Here is a 15,000-nt window from a genome sequence, read left to right on the forward strand (position 1 = left end):
GACGTATATAAGTAATAGCGGATGAACTGCCTCCTATACGCACCTTTATTTTTGCATAAACTTTCACCTAAAAATTTTTATACATTTTAACGATTCAGATTTTGCCTTGATTGCAGTAAAATCAATAGGTTTCTAATATTACACAATTATACAAAATATTACAATTACTCTCTAATTATACGCTCGTAACAATATCTTGTCAATATCCACATTTCTGTGGGTTTTTGAGACTTTTATTCCTGTAAATATTTCTAACATTTCCCAATTAATGTTCATCAAATTTCTTCAAAATTGTTCGTTTAAACATAAAAATACACCGCCTTAAAAGAAATTCTTTCTTCCTTCTTGTTGACGGTGTATTTTTGGTTATTTATACAGTTATATACACTTTTCTTGTTTTACGGTTTCAATCCTTCTCCGATACCCACAAAGTACTTGTTCCACTAGGCCTTTATTCCCCGCTAATTCAGCTTGAACTCATGAACCTCGTTTTGCAGCATTTGGGCCTGAGCAGCCAACTCTTCGCTGGAAGCAGAACTTTCCTCTGCGGTAGCGGCATTGTTCTGCACTACGGCGGACACCTGAGACAGTCCCTGATTAATTTGTTCAATAGCTGCCGTCTGTTCGACAGAGGCCTTGTTTACCTGTTGAATGGACTGAGCTACCAGCGTAGCCTTTTCCTGTACTTTGGCCAGCACCACCAAGGTCTCCGCAGATAGGCGCTCCCCTTCCCCTACAGTAGATACCGACCGCTGAATCAGCTCTGCTGTCTGTTTAGCTGCTTCTGCCGATTTACCTGCCAGATTTCGCACCTCATCTGCCACCACAGCAAAACCTTTCCCTGCATTTCCTGCCCGGGCAGCTTCTACTGCCGCATTCAGGGCCAAGATGTTGGTCTGGAAGGCAATATCCTCTACCAGCTTGGTAATCTTGGATATTTCCTGAGAAGCTTCGCCGATTTCAATCATGGCGGTATTTAAATCTTGCATGTGTTGGTTGCTTTCAGTCACGCCGCTGACAGCCTGTTCAATGTACTCCGTAGCTTCCCCTACATTCACCGTGTTTTCCTCCGCCTGCTTGGCGACACTCATAATTGCCGCCGTCAGCTCTTCCACAGTGGCTGCCTGTTCTGTGGCCCCAGAGGCCAAGGCCTGAGAAGCCGTGGCCACCTGTCCGGCTCCCGCATTTACCTCATCAGCTGCCGTATTAATCGTTCTCAAGGTCTGGCTGAGGTCATCTTCAATCTGCTGCAACGCCACTCCTAAAGCATCTTCACTAGACCGCAGCGGCACTTCCTTGGTGAAGTCTCTTTTGCTGATGCAATCGGCTACCTCTACCTGCTTTCGGATTCCTTCCAGCATGCTACGAAAAGCCTCTGCCAAGCGCCCCGTCTCATCTTTCGAGTCTACTTGTAACGCCACATCAATCCGCCCCAATGCAATCTCATCGGCAGCTTTGACCACTTGGCTAATCGGCTCGCTAATCATGTTGGAAATTTTGCGGCCTAGGATAATAGCCGCTATCATTCCAATAAAAATCGCTACCAAAGAAGATATAATTAAGATGATAGCCATCCGCGTATTACTGTCAGCCGTCTTCTGCGCACTGGCCATTCGGTTATCCACCAATTGATTTAAATCGTCTTCCAGCTTTGAGGCATCGGCAGACACCTCTTCTAGAAGAGCTCTTGCCTCCTGAGTTTTACCTTCCTTAGACAAGGCAATCATTTCTTCCACAGCCGGATAATAGCTATCAAAGAACAGGCTATTGACTTCTTTCATCAAGTTTTTGGAGGAATCGCTGGCTACCGTTGCTTCATAGGCTTCCAACGAATTCGAAAAATTTGCTTTAGCCGTCTGGCTCTTTTCTTCGTATTTTGCCAGTTCATCGGCATCTCCCGCATTTAAAATGACCTCCCGTGCATCCAGCCGCAGTTCTATAAAGGATTCGATAATGTTGGTCATATCCTTTAAAGGCACCGTCTGTTCCTTATATAGCTTGGTGTCTGCCTTGTTAATCTGAAACATACCAAAAATGCCTAAAAGGCCTACGATAAGCATAATCGCTGCCACTGTAAGAAACCCCGTCAGCAGCTTTTTAGAGATGGAATAATCTTTAAACTTCATGATACTAAAATCCTCCTTTTATTCATATGGTATACCAAGACAATAACAATTCCAGTTTCACTATTTACACAGGTTCTGCTTGTGAAGTTTTACAAGCAGGATCTGCTATTTCTTTATCAACTTCTCATTTCTGCTATCTGAAACAAAAGAACTGCCTGTCGGCCTATCCTATGCAAGTTTATGTAGCCGGCAGGGATAAATTTCGACCATATTCTACTTTTTACGTCATATTTCACACTTATAATATGCTTTTAATATACTCTTGTCAAGATTGTTTTTCCATAATTAACCAATTTATGAAAGATTTTTTCTTTTGCTCTGATGATTGTTTTGTTAGGAGGTGTGTTCCCATTCCAGAGGAAATTCTCTTTGAATCGGACATCATGGACTTCACTATTCGAAAAGACGCCTATTACACTCCTTTTATTCTGGCAAACCCTAAGCTGGTTGCCAGCCATACGGTATCTGACCTGTACATCATCTGCTATGTTCGCTCAGAGGATTTTCCTGAAATGATGACTTATATGGGCTCGGACTTTATTAACAGCATCTCCAATGTCTTCGGGCTGACGGACCAGCCCAGCTTAGAGGATTCTGGCATCATCCAGGTTCAATCGCAGCCTTACCTGAATCTTCTGGGAAGTGGCGTGCTGTTAGGTTTTGTGGACACGGGCATCGACTACACCTTACCAGTCTTCCTTTATGAAGACGGCACCAGCAAAATTCATGCAATCTACGACCAAAGTATTCCCGGAACACCTCCAGAGGGCTTTCCCCTAGGCCAGGAATACACCAACCAGCAAATTAACGAAGCCTTGGCTTCCGATGACCCGTATGCCCTAGTGCCTCATCAAGATGTGTCAGGACATGGCACATTTTTAGCTTCTGTAGCTGCCGGCCGCCCTGTAGATGGGTATACGGGTGCTGCTCCAGATTCTGAAATCATTATGGTCAAATTAAAAAAGACGTCTCCTTTCTACTTGGATTATTATTGTGTTCCTCCAGAACAGGATAACGCCTTTTCCTCTACCGCAATCATGATGGGCGTTCAGTATATCTTGAGAAAAGCCCAAGAATTAAAACGTCCGGTGGTCATTTGCATTGGCTTAGGTTCCAATTACGATAGCCACGATGGGGAATCCCTGTTAGAGGATTATCTATTTAACACGTGCACCATACCAGGGGTATGTACCTGCATTTCTGTGGGTAACGAAAGCCAGGCCCGGCATCACTTCTTTCAGCAGGTAACATCAACTGATCCCCCGACAAATGTCGACATACGCGTGGGTGAAAATGCGGGAGATATCTTTTTGATTGTCACTAATAAATACAGTGACCGGCTTTCCATCTCCGCCCGTTCTCCTACCGGCGAACTGATTAGCCGTGTGCCTGCGAAAGCCGGGCGTACTTACACCACTCAACTCATTTTGGAACGTTCCACCGTAAGCATTTCCTATTATTTCCCTGTAGGCGGCAGCGGAAATCAGGCTACGATCATCCGCATCCTAGATGCGACTCCGGGGGTCTGGTCCATTATTATCTACGGCGACATCATTATTGAAGGTCAAATCAATGCCTGGCTGCCTCTGACCGGCTTTGTTTCCCCTACGGTAGAATTTTTATCTTATACGCCTTACAGCACCATCACCTCTCCGGCCATCAATCTGGGACCAATTCGCTGCGGGGCCTACAATAATTTCAATAACAGCTTGTACCCCCGCTCATCCTGGGGGCCTACTCGCCACTCCCAAAATGTGCCGGATTTCGTCGCGCCTGGCTATCAGGTGGGGGGCTTTTATCCTACCGGCTACGGCACGATGGACGGTACCAGCGTGGCTACCGCCATTACGGCGGGGGCCAGCGCCCTGATGATGCAGTGGGGTATTGTAGAAGGCAATGATCCGGGTTTCAACACGCCTACTATCCGTACTTATCTGATTCGAGGCTGCCGCCGCAGCGAAAATATTCAGTATCCCAACGTCCAGTGGGGCTACGGAACCCTGAACCTCATGCAGACCTTTATTGCCATGCGTCAGTTATAATCACAAAATAAACCAATTATAGGAGGTATTTCCTTGGACGACGATATTCTCTACTCCCCCGACATCGTGGACTTTATGATTCGCAAATCTGCCTCCTACGCAGACCAAATTCTGGCGCATCCCGGCTTGATTCGCGTTCATTCTGTAGGAATCTATCTCATCTGCTACGCTCGGATGAAGGATTATCAAGAAATGATTGTCTATATGGGCAATGATTTCATCAATACGGTGCCTACTGTGCTGGGGCTTTTGGATCGAGCCAGCCTGGAGGCTGCCGGAATTATTCAGGTTCAACAGCAGCCTTATTTAAACTTGTATGGTGAAAATGTCCTCATTGGCTTTGTAGACACAGGCATCGACTATACTTTGCCAGTTTTCCGCTATGATGACGGCACCAGCAAAATTCGTTACATCTACGACCAAAGTGTGCCCGGCCAGCCGCCAGCAGGATTTCCTTTAGGAACAGAATACACCAATGAACAGATTAACGCTGCACTGGAATCTGAAGACCCCTTGACAGAAATTTCGCACATAGACCTAACCGGCCACGGTACTTTTTTAGCCTCGGTGGCCGCCGGCCGTCCTGTGGATGATTTTATTGGAGCTGCTCCTGACTCAGAAATTATCATGGTAAAGTTAAAAAAAAGCTATCCTTTTTATTTGGATCGGTTCTGTGTTCCTTTAGAACAAGAAAATGCTTTTTCTGCCACTTCTGTTATGCTAGGCATCCAGTATATCCTTCAAAAAGCCGAAGAACTAAAGCGTCCGGTGGTCATCTGCGTGGGCCTGGGCTCTAATTACGACAGCCATGATGGGTATGGCATTTTTGCGGAATACCTCTATAACATTTCTAACAACGCAGGAGTCTGCCTCTGTGTCGGAGTAGGAAATGAAAGTCAGGCCCGGCATCATTTCTACCAAGAATTCACTGCCAGCGGGGAACCAGAAAATATTGACATTATGGTAGGTGAAAATGCCGGAGATATTTTCGTGCTGGTAACCAACACCATCAGCGACCGGATCTCTGTGTCCGTGCGCTCTCCCACCGGGGAACTAGTGAACCGGGTTACGCCTAAATCCGGCTATACCTTCAGTACCCAGCTGGTTCTGGAGCGCTCTCAGGTAACGGTATCTTATTACTACCCGCTGGACGGAAGCGGTGACCAGATTACCATTGTGCGCATCTTAGATGCCACCCCGGGCATCTGGACCATCACCGCCTACGGGGACATCATTCTCAATGGACAACTAAACGCCTGGCTGCCTCTAACCGGCTTTGTCGCACCTTCCGTTGAGTTCCTCTCCTCCACCCCATATAATACCATTACCTCTCCGGCCAACGCTCCCGGTGGTGTTCACTGCGGTGCGTACAACAGTATACGTAACAGTCTGTATCCGAACTCTTCTTGGGGAACCACTCGACTACCTTTGGATCTGCCAGATTTTGTGGCTCCTGGCTACCAAATCGGCGGATTTTACCCCTACGGCTACGGCACCATGGACGGCACTAGTGCCGCCGCTGCAATTACTGCCGGTGCCTGTGCCCTCATGCTACAATGGGGTATCGTGGAAAGCAACGACTTAGGCTTCAGCTCGCCTCTAATTCGGGCCTACCTCATTCGGGGCTGCCGCCGAACTGACGTTATGACCTATCCGAATCCACAGTGGGGCTTTGGCACCCTGAATCTGCTGCAAACGTTTTTCTACATGCGAGAACTGTAAAAAGAGAAAATAATCCGTCGGCATCACTGCACATAATTGTCATTATGAGCAGTTCACGAATTCAAAGGCAATTTGTGTCGAAGCAGAACTGCCTTTTCAGCTGCCCGAAGGCTGGGCTTGGTGTCGACTTTCTTCTTTAGTGGCAATTGGATCTGCCAAGCGGGTCTTACAAAAAGACTGGCGACCTTCCGGCATTCCCTTCTACCGAGCCAGAGAGGTTGCCAGGCTGGCGGCACAAGAAGAAATTGAACAACCGTTGTTTATTTCAGAGGAGCAGTATGCCCGCTTGACCATCGATGACAGCGGGCCTCAGGCCGGTGATTTGATGGTTTCCGCCGTAGGAACTCTAGGTAAAATCTACCTGGTGCCAGAAGGCCAGCGTTTTTATTACAAGGACGCCAGCGTAATTCGTCTTTCTGCATGGCAGAAGCGGGTATCTTCAGAATACCTAAAAATCTATTTGGAATCAGATTATGCACGCTGTCAAATGATTCAACATTCCCAAGGAAGTACGGTTGACACCATCAGCATCTCCGCCGCAGGCCGATATCTGATTGCACTTCCGCCGTTGAGAGAACAGCGGGCTATTGCCGCACGGTACGCTGAGATTTTGATCAGAATTCAAGAGCTGGAACAAGCAAAGAAAAGGCTGCTCCAAGCAACAAACAAAATAAAAGTACGGCTGCTGGACCTAGCTATGACAGGAAACTTGCTTCCCCAAGAGGTAAAACGACAACAGCAAGGGAATTGGCCTTTTTCCCTTCCGGAAGACTGGAATTGGTACCGAGGAAGCCGCTGCTTTGGAAAAAAGGCAAAAAAAAATTCTAGCAGCCCTACAATCCGCTACATTGATATTGATGCCATTGACAATCAAGTCTGCCAAGTCACGCTACCAAAAAAAATGCCAGCTACCCAAGCGCCTAAAAGAGCTCGCCATACCGTGCAGGAAGGCAACGTTCTCTTCTCTCTAGTGCGGCCATATCTGAAAAACATCGCCTATATTTCCGCTGATTTAGAGGGCTGTGTGGCTTCTAACGCCTTCTTTATCTGTCATCCCAGCAGTGTTCTTTTAGGTAGATATGCCTACTACCTGATGCAGTCCAGCTATGTGGTCTCGGGTCTAAATCAACTGATGCGGGGCGACAGCTCTCCTGCAATCAATCAGGCAGATGTAGAAGCTTGGCTGTACCCCATTCCTCCCATTTCAGAGCAACAACGCCTTGTGCAAATCTTAGATCAAAACTTTGACCAAATTGAAAAATTAGAAAAAAATTTTTTTTAGGATTTTTTTCTCCTTCAGCTTCTGTATAATAAATTTTGTGCGGTCATACGCAACTATTTATTATGGAGGTGTCCAAGATGAAGACACAATCTACCTTTGAAGAGCACTTAAGAAAAAATAATCTCTCGGAAAACACCATCGCCTCGTACCTATGGACCGTGGAATTCTATCACTCTCACTATCAGAGCCTGAGCAAGGAAAACTTGCTGGCCTACAAAGGCTATTTGACGGAGTTTTTTAGGCCCAAAACCGTCAATCTGAGAATACAAGCCATGAATAAATATTTAAAATTTCGTGGGAAAGAGCAGTTGCAATTAAAATCTGTCAAGGTTCAGCAAAAAAACTTTTTAGAGAATGTAATCAGTGACGGAGACTATGCTTTTTTAAAGAAGCAGTTAAAGAAGGATGGGAATTTAGACTGGTACTTTCTGGTATGGTACCTGGGAGCTACAGGCGCGAGAATCAGTGAGCTGATTCAAATTAAAGCAGAACATGTTCAGCTAGGCTATTTTGACTTGTACACAAAGGGAGGCAAGGTACGCAGACTGTACATACCTAAAAAATTAAAAAAAGAGTCACTGCTGTGGCTGGAGGAAGCAGACCGTTCCTCTGGCTATTTGTTTTTGAACCGTTTTGGTCAGCGAATTACCCCTCGAGGAATCGCTCAGCAGTTAAAGACTTTTGCAGACAAGTATGGCTTGGATAAGCGCGTCATCTACCCCCATTCCTTCCGCCACCGCTACGCCAAGAATTTTCTAGAGGCTTATAATGACATTGCCTTACTGGCGGACCTGATGGGGCATGAGAGCATTGAAACCACTCGAATCTACCTACGCCGTACTGCCAGTGAACAGCAGGCTTTGGTAGATCAAGTGGTTACATGGTAAGCTTTTATTCGTGAACTGCTCATAATGACAATTATCCGCTGCTAGAAAGATAATCGAATCCCCCTTAGCCTCCTTGGGTCTCAGCTTGCCTGCCTGGATCAGCCGGGCCTTCTCTTGGCGAATTTCCTTTAGCAAGGCTGAGGCGGGTTCATCCGCCGGATCCTGGGGTATCAATCGTCCTCGCACGGCCAATTCCAGCACTTTCCTGCGCAATGCTGCGGTATTCATATTTGCTCCTCCACTTCTGCCATCAATTCTTTCAACGCTGCGATGGCCACATTCATCTGGCCTGCTGCTGCCTCCATTTCCCCTAACAAGTTTGACAGGCTCTCCTCTTCCATATCTTTGCTGTCAGCTATCCAGGTAATATCCAGGTTTACTCTGGGCCGCTGCAAAATTTCTTCATAGGAATACTTTCGCCAACGGCCTCTTGGGTTTTCTCGGCTATAAGTTTCCTGCCGATCCCCCATATGACCTGAACAATAGCACTGAATAAAGTCCTCAAAATATTCTTTTTTCAGCGGGTTGCTCTTGTTAAAGGCCGGCATATTCTGGCGCAGGTCATAAATCCATACCTCTTGGGTTTTTTGGCAATCCTTCTTTCCCCTTTGAAAAAACAACACATTAGTCTTAACGCCCTGAGCGTAGAAGATTCCCACAGGCAGCCTCAGAATAGTATGTAGGTTGCAGGTCTCCATCAGTTCTCGGCGAATCAGCTCGCCGTAAGCGTCGGCAAACAACACATTGTCCGGCAGCACCACCGCGGCTCTGGCAGTTTCTTTATCCCATCTCAAAGAACCGTAAATGTGCTGTAAAAAGTCTAGCTGTTTGTTGCCGGTAGGATAGGTCAAGTCTGTTCTGGCACTTCGCTCGCCTCCCTTCTTACTGCCAAAGGGGGGATTGGTCAGCACCACATCATATCCTTTCATGGATTGACCCATAAGGGACAGGGTATCTCCTAGCTGAACAGCACTATCCAGCTGATGTAAAGCGGCGTTCATCAAGGCTAATCGATGAGTGTCTCGTACCAGCTCACCGCCGGTAAATGCTTCTTTTTTTTGAAATTCCTGCTGCTCCCTTGTCATTCCTGTCAAGCCGCCATTTTGCTCTTCTATGTAACGATGGGCTGCTGTCATAAAGCCAAAAGTGCCACAGGCCGGATCGCAGCACCGTTCACCCAGCTGAGGGTCGGTTAGCTGAATCAGAACATCTATCAATACTCGAGGCGTAAAATATTGACCTGCCCCCGACTTTTTCTCTCCGGCGTTCTTTTCCAGCAAACCTTCATACAACTGCCCCAGCCCTTCCTCTTTAGCACTATACCAATCCAAGCAATCCATTTGATAAACAATTTTACTCAGGTTGGCTTCTTCTTCGATGCTGGATCGAGCTCCCTCATAAATCTGTCTAATACGTTCATTCTCCCCAGTACCTAAAGCGGTTAACAAACGGTAGTAAAAGACTTTTAATTCGCCTGTCTTCTGGCTGACCAGCTGATCCCAGCGGTATACCGCCGGGATAGCCTCTTCAGCTCCAGTCTCTTTGGCAAGCTTTAAAAACAACAGGTAAGTCAGTTCTGTCACGTACTGGTGGTAAGTGATGCCGTCATCCCGCAATACGTGACACAGATTCCAGAGGCTGTTCACCAGCTCCCGGTTATTCATGAATAACCTCCTGGATGGTCTTGACCACTTTCAGCCTCGGACGACCGGTGAGCTTGTAGGTGCTGGCAGAGGTCACATATTTGACGCCCATCTGACGAGGCATATCCTTCTGTCCAGCAGGCTGGTAACCAAAAGGTTCCAACGCAGTGCGCACCATACGCCCCAATCCTTGCTTGGTAAAGTTGTCCGTCAAATCAAATTCTTTTATCTGCTTCTCTTCATAATACGTCTCCACCTCCGAAATACAAGCAGACAAAGCCGGCTTTCCTCTTTCAGCGGCCTCCACCATGGCAATCAAGTTTTCTTCTCTAGAGAGGATGTTCTCAAAGATCTCTTTCCCTTGACGGTTCCCTTCAAATTTTCGATAATTAGGGCTTCCCTCCAAGAAGTCCTCATAAGATGCCTTTTTTACAGCGGTTTTCTGAATACTCTTGTCCATTTGCTCTCCTTTCAGATATGTGATATTACGTGTTTATATTAAACTCAATTTAACATATCCGATTTCAGTTGTCAACACGTAAATCTTTACTTTATTATTCTTTATCTTTGAGCTATTTTAATGCACAAAGCAGGAGCTCTCTCCACGTGCATTCCTGCTTTAGTCTATCCATTTAGTTAAAATAAAAAAAGCCTCTGCGAGGCGATTTTTGCAATATTTCCTACGTTATAAAAAAACAGACCGGCTGCCTATATGACAAATAACCGTTCTGCTTACTACATCTTCGAACTATTCCTCGGAGGCAGACCTATAGCTGTCTTTTTAAAGAAAACTTAGAAACTTCATCCCGCAACATCTGCGCTTGAGCGGATAGCTCCTCGCTAGAAGCCGAACTTTCCTCGGCAGAAGCTGCATTGGTTTGTACAACCGCAGAGAGTTGAGACAGGTTGCTTGTAACTTCTTCAATAGCCGATACTTGATCGCTGGAAGCCGTTTCAATCTGCCTGGTAGACTGCTCAATCAATTGCGCCTTTCCTGCCACAGCCTCCAAAAGCCTAGCCGTCTTTATGGCCAGCTGCTCGCCATGAGCCACCGTACTGGCAGACTTGTCAATTAGCATAGCAGTCTGCTGCGCCGCTTCTGCCGACTTGCCCGCCAGATTTCGCACTTCATTAGCAACCACCGCAAAGCCTTTCCCTGCATGCCCCGCTCGAGCCGCTTCAATAGCTGCGTTCAGGGCCAAAATGTTAGTCTGGAAAGCAATGTCCTCAATAACCTTGGTAATATCTGAAATCTTCTCGGATGAGATGCTAATCTCTCGCATAGCACCGTTTAAACTTTGCATGTGTGCATTTCCCTCCTGGATGCTGTTTGCCGTCTGCTCCACATATTCAGAGGTCTTTCGGACATTTTCTGCATTTTGCCGAGCCTCCCGTTCAATCTTTCCTACAGAAGTGCTCAGTTCTTGAATAGCAGAAGCCTGCTCTGTGGACCCAGAAGCCAACCCTTGTGAGGCACTAGCAATCTGTATAGCCCCACTCCCCACTTGGTCGGCAGAAATCTGAATAGCTGCCAAAGTCTGGTTCAGGGCTTGAATGGTTCCATTTATAGCTTGCTTAATAGTATCAAAATCACCTAGGTATTCCAAGTCCACCTCTAAACACATATTTCCACCAGCCAACAAAGTCAGTTTGTCGGAAATGTCCTGTATATAGGCGACTAACATGCGATTGGTCCTCCGAATGGTGTCCGCCATATGCCCCAACTCATCTTCCCCTTCATAGGAAACGGTACTTTGAAGGTGGCCCCGGGACATATCCCCAAATACTTTTTCAATTTCCTTAACCGGATTCATGATGGACCGAGCGATCAGACGGATAACCGTTATCGCAAAGAAGATTGAAGCAATGAAGGCACTCATCAAAATTAGGATAGATACCCTCATGGCAGCAGCAGCCTCTTTATTCAGCTTCTGCATTTGAGAGTCAATATGCTCAGCGGCTACATTGATTACATCGTCTACTTTAACAGCATTAGGCACGTACTCATTGACCAGCACTTCCCTCCCCCGTATATCGGCTTCTGCGGTGTTTTGCTTGGCCATCCGTATGATTTCATCCTTGGCTTCATTGTTGACCATCATGATGGCATTCAGTTCTTGGAGAACCTCCTCCGAGGTCTTGTAATTTTTCTTAAACTCAGTCAAGGCTACGCTCAGACCTGTTTGCTCAGAGGTCAGCTTTTCTATGTAATCGGCCCGCTTTTCGTTATCGGTGGTGGTGAACATCAGTGCCGCATAGCGCTGCAAAGACAAATTATACCGCCGGATGGTCCAAATGCTTACCGTATTGGGCAGGGCCTCCTGTTCATATCGCTGTACCTGAGAATATATTCGGTTCAGATTCACCCCAGATAGTATGGTAGAAATAAACATCAGCAGCAAGATTACCGCAAACCCCAAGATTAATTTTCTTCGGACAGGAAGGTTCCGCACCATCCTGTCAAGCCCTTTACTTCGGCCAACTGTTTCAGTGTTTTTCATAGGCTATTTCTCCTTTTTAATGTATGCAATCCCGGTTGACCTTGTCCATCCACCCAATGGCCACAATCCTTTATTCAAATTCGCTTCCAGTCTACGGCAAAGTACCCAAAATCATTCAAAACAAGCTAATTTTTTTTATATTATACTAATCTACTGCAAGCCATGTCAACACTACCGAGCTTAAATTTTCTTAATTTTCGAAACATTTTACAAATTTTACTTCAATTTTACCAAAGGGCTAATTTTCCTAGCCGTGAATCAATACAGAGTCCTTTACTGAAAAGGACTCTATTTTGCATGAGAGGTTTATCTTTTATTAAAATGCGCGATACTATTTTTTATCCTTTAACTGGCAATACTTCTATCTTTGGCAGGGCGGCCTTTTCCGTACTTCGTCCAGATAAAAACGAAAGCGGGTCTGATGTGGTAAGCAGCCGAGCAATACGCAAAGAAGATACCACAATCGGGGTATTCCCATCATCGTCCGAAAGAACCAGAACGCCTGGTTCATTTCTATAAACTCGGCCTGAAGCAGAGACATTAGGTCCCATGTTCATACTTAAATCCGTCCCCACAGGCACATAGCTGACCACGCCGAAGGCTGCATCTGCATCACAGCCTTCCGGTACCGGCTCTGGCAAAGGCAAGAAGGTAAAGGCCGGGTCCCATACTGTACCCTCGCCGGGATATACTGCATTGAGATTTCCTAAGGCCAATGCCTGATAGCTGCCTCCGCCGTCCAGCAGCCGTAAAAACCACGGGCCCGCTGCCCCGGGGGCTTGATACAGGTCTATCGGCTGTCCGCTGTAAGAGGGCAGCGTATTCATGAATACCGACCAAGTGCTGCTCCCATAAGCGGTAATCATTTGCTCCAGTAGATTTGCCAGCTGCCTCATGGCAAAGCAAGTCATGGAAGTCTCTGTCCGATTTTCTTGACCGATAACAGCCAGGGAAGCTTTTACCGGCATAGCTGCTGAGTCATAAATCATCCCGCCGCCGCTGTTGCGCAGGCCAACTGTAGCAGGTGCGGTTTCCACCTTGATCAGACCCATACCCACCACTTCGCCAATTTTAGCCGGAGAATTCCCCAAGATGACGGCCTCCTGAGAAGTAAACAGTTCAAAACCTACGCCAACCCCTGATACAGAGGACTGCGTGGCCACCCACCAATGAACCTCATAAGTGCCCGGCTCATTCAGGCTGACTAAACCCGTCACATTATCGTAAGTCATATTTCCCGCTGAAATCACGGTTGAATCGAAGAGAAGGGTTGCCCCCGCCCCTACAGGTCCCGCGATTAAGCGCTGTATTTGCAGTATTTGTGTGCTCATTTGCATACGCTCCTTACCCAATATGATAAATTCTTCCTGAACGAAAAAACGCAACAGGAAAATATATCCTACATTTATTCACATAGTTTATTTTATTCTGATCCTGCTTCTTTCGTGTCTGAGGCCGTCCATCTTTTAAAGGGTCAAGCGTTTTGGCGTTCCCTTATGGGGGTAAAAAAGTTATAATAAAGATATTAACTAAAGAAAACGATGCACAAGAACAAACGGAGGGACTTAAAATATGAAATTTACCAAACAAAAGATAAAAAAATTATTAGATAAATTAGAAGAGATGTATCCGGAGGCGGACTGCGCCTTGCACTTTCAGACCATATTCCAGCTGCTGGTGGCCGTTGTCCTCTCTGCCCAGACCACCGATAAAAGCGTAAACCTGGTTACCGCAGACCTGTTTGCGAAGTATCCCGATGCGTCTTCCCTGGTTCAAGTGCCAGAAGAGGAATTGCAGAATATTCTCCGGCGAATTGGCATGTATAAGACCAAATCAAGAAACGTGCTGGCCCTATGTCATACCTTAATTGAAAAATATGATGGACAAGTTCCCGAAGATTACGACAAGCTGGTGGAACTGCCCGGTGTAGGCCGCAAGACAGCTAATGTAGTCCTTTCAGTAGGGTTCGGTCACCAGCGCATCGCTGTGGACACTCATGTTTTTCGGGTTTCTAACCGCTTAGGCCTGGTACACGAAAAAGATGTGTTGAAGACAGAGCTAGCCCTCATGGAGCTCCTACCGGAGAACAGATGGTCCCGAACTCACCACAGTCTAATCTTTCACGGCCGCTACTGCTGCGACGCCAGAAAGCCCAAATGTGAAGTCTGCGGCGTGTCTGAATTCTGTGAGCACTTTCGAGCTAAGTAGCTGATACACTCCATATTTTATAGGGCCGCTTCTTCTAATCTTCATAAACAAAACGGAAAATATGTTATCAGGCCTAAAAGCGTTCCGAAAACGCATGTCAATAAGGGAAAAATAATTAATCCTCCCCCCCTCCGGCAAGGCCAGTATAAATATTGTCACCTTTTGTTATTGGCAGAAAGCACTGGCTCTTTTCCAACACATCAAAAGGAGCAGAGGCAAGTGCTGTGATTTACAGTCTGATTGAAACGGCCAAGGGAAATGATCTAAACCCTTTTTCGTATCTTGAGTATCTGTTGGAACAGCTTCCTAACGTGGATATAAAAGATTGGGGAATACTAAAGAAATATCTTCCCTGGTCAAAAGAATTGCCACTCATATGCAGAAATCTACAAGTGTAGTTGATGGATAGTTAATGAGTGTTAGCGGCCTCTATTGATACCTTACAATCATATAGATTCATAAAAAATTTTCAGGTGCAGCAACGGTGAGTAAACACAGCTGGTTGACGTGCTCAAATCAGATCAAAACAAGGACAGGATCTCAAATCCAATTTGAGCCCAGTCCTTTTCTTATCAACTGTGAATAGTAA

At 46.3% G+C, this 15,000-nt stretch carries 11 protein-coding genes and 1 pseudogene; 6 read left to right on the forward strand and 6 right to left on the reverse strand.

The window, feature by feature from the left end; all coding sequences use genetic code 11:
* Positions 1 to 461 precede the first annotated feature (461 nt).
* Positions 462 to 2,126 (reverse strand): methyl-accepting chemotaxis protein, encoded by a 1,665-nt coding sequence (locus Ami103574_RS12135; RefSeq protein ID WP_246213141.1) that lies wholly within the window; start codon positions 2,124 to 2,126, stop codon positions 462 to 464.
* Between the two features lie 383 nt (positions 2,127 to 2,509).
* Here Ami103574_RS12135 and Ami103574_RS12140 point away from each other — a divergent pair, with 383 nt between their 5' ends.
* From Ami103574_RS12140 to Ami103574_RS12155, 4 genes are all read left to right on the forward strand, one after another.
* A complete protein-coding gene (locus tag Ami103574_RS12140; RefSeq protein ID WP_246213142.1) occupies positions 2,510 to 4,168 on the forward strand; it encodes a S8 family peptidase in 1,659 nt (552 codons plus the stop codon).
* A 33-nt stretch (positions 4,169 to 4,201) separates the two neighbouring features.
* Positions 4,202 to 5,890, forward strand: coding sequence for a S8 family peptidase (locus tag Ami103574_RS12145; RefSeq protein ID WP_246213143.1), 1,689 nt, complete (start codon positions 4,202 to 4,204; stop codon positions 5,888 to 5,890).
* Positions 5,891 to 5,990: 100 nt separating this feature from the next.
* Positions 5,991 to 7,172, forward strand: coding sequence for a restriction endonuclease subunit S (locus Ami103574_RS12150; RefSeq protein ID WP_281350953.1), 1,182 nt, complete (start codon positions 5,991 to 5,993; stop codon positions 7,170 to 7,172).
* A 77-nt stretch (positions 7,173 to 7,249) separates the two neighbouring features.
* Entirely contained in the window at positions 7,250 to 8,059 is an 810-nt protein-coding gene (locus Ami103574_RS12155) for a tyrosine-type recombinase/integrase (RefSeq protein WP_163067247.1), read from the forward strand.
* Here the strand turns inward: Ami103574_RS12155 and Ami103574_RS12160 are convergent.
* From Ami103574_RS12160 to Ami103574_RS12180, 5 genes are all read right to left on the reverse strand, one after another.
* Positions 8,003 to 8,287 carry a hypothetical protein gene (locus tag Ami103574_RS12160; protein WP_163067248.1) on the reverse strand — a complete coding sequence of 95 codons (285 nt, stop codon included), beginning with the start codon at positions 8,285 to 8,287 and terminating at the stop codon, positions 8,003 to 8,005. The two genes, Ami103574_RS12155 and Ami103574_RS12160, sit on opposite strands and share 57 nt — an antisense overlap.
* Positions 8,284 to 9,723, reverse strand: coding sequence for a class I SAM-dependent DNA methyltransferase (locus tag Ami103574_RS12165; protein ID WP_163067249.1), 1,440 nt, complete (start codon positions 9,721 to 9,723; stop codon positions 8,284 to 8,286). Before Ami103574_RS12165 ends, Ami103574_RS12160 begins: the two co-directional genes overlap by 4 nt.
* Positions 9,716 to 10,162: a hypothetical protein gene (locus tag Ami103574_RS12170; RefSeq protein WP_163067250.1), complete on the reverse strand. Its 447-nt coding sequence runs from the start codon at positions 10,160 to 10,162 to the stop codon at positions 9,716 to 9,718. The genes Ami103574_RS12165 and Ami103574_RS12170 overlap by 8 nt, the downstream gene beginning before the upstream one ends.
* 307 nt (positions 10,163 to 10,469) lie before the next feature.
* Positions 10,470 to 12,203 (reverse strand): methyl-accepting chemotaxis protein, encoded by a 1,734-nt coding sequence (locus Ami103574_RS12175; protein ID WP_163067251.1) that lies wholly within the window; start codon positions 12,201 to 12,203, stop codon positions 10,470 to 10,472.
* Between the two features lie 338 nt (positions 12,204 to 12,541).
* Positions 12,542 to 13,534, reverse strand: a complete 993-nt coding sequence (locus Ami103574_RS12180; RefSeq protein WP_163067252.1) for a hypothetical protein — start codon at positions 13,532 to 13,534, stop codon at positions 12,542 to 12,544.
* A gap of 241 nt (positions 13,535 to 13,775) precedes the next feature.
* Between Ami103574_RS12180 and nth the strand changes: the two genes are divergently transcribed.
* Both nth and Ami103574_RS12190 read left to right on the forward strand, forming a co-directional pair.
* Positions 13,776 to 14,411, forward strand: a complete 636-nt coding sequence (gene nth, locus Ami103574_RS12185; protein ID WP_163067253.1) for an endonuclease III — start codon at positions 13,776 to 13,778, stop codon at positions 14,409 to 14,411.
* Positions 14,412 to 14,563: 152 nt separating this feature from the next.
* Positions 14,564 to 14,809: pseudogene (locus Ami103574_RS12190) on the forward strand (transposase domain-containing protein); the annotation flags it as partial.
* Positions 14,810 to 15,000 lie beyond the last annotated feature (191 nt).

Origin of the sequence: Aminipila butyrica (genome assembly GCF_010669305.1) — a bacterium.
Taxonomy (GTDB): domain Bacteria; phylum Bacillota; class Clostridia; order Peptostreptococcales; family Anaerovoracaceae; genus Aminipila; species Aminipila butyrica.

Excerpts from the sequence above, each read along its gene's own strand:
- Ami103574_RS12135 (WP_246213141.1), bottom strand. The coding sequence starts at position 2,126 with ATGAAGTTTAAAGATTATTCCATCTCTAAAAAGCTGCTGACGGGGTTT.
- Ami103574_RS12160 (WP_163067248.1), bottom strand. The coding sequence starts at position 8,287 with ATGAATACCGCAGCATTGCGCAGGAAAGTGCTGGAATTGGCCGTGCGA.
- Ami103574_RS12165 (WP_163067249.1), bottom strand. The coding sequence starts at position 9,723 with ATGAATAACCGGGAGCTGGTGAACAGCCTCTGGAATCTGTGTCACGTA.
- Ami103574_RS12155 (WP_163067247.1), top strand. The coding sequence starts at position 7,250 with ATGAAGACACAATCTACCTTTGAAGAGCACTTAAGAAAAAATAATCTC.
- Ami103574_RS12170 (WP_163067250.1), bottom strand. The coding sequence starts at position 10,162 with ATGGACAAGAGTATTCAGAAAACCGCTGTAAAAAAGGCATCTTATGAG.
- Ami103574_RS12140 (WP_246213142.1), top strand. The coding sequence starts at position 2,510 with ATGGACTTCACTATTCGAAAAGACGCCTATTACACTCCTTTTATTCTG.
- Ami103574_RS12180 (WP_163067252.1), bottom strand. The coding sequence starts at position 13,534 with ATGAGCACACAAATACTGCAAATACAGCGCTTAATCGCGGGACCTGTA.
- Ami103574_RS12175 (WP_163067251.1), bottom strand. The coding sequence starts at position 12,203 with ATGAAAAACACTGAAACAGTTGGCCGAAGTAAAGGGCTTGACAGGATG.
- nth (WP_163067253.1), top strand. The coding sequence starts at position 13,776 with ATGAAATTTACCAAACAAAAGATAAAAAAATTATTAGATAAATTAGAA.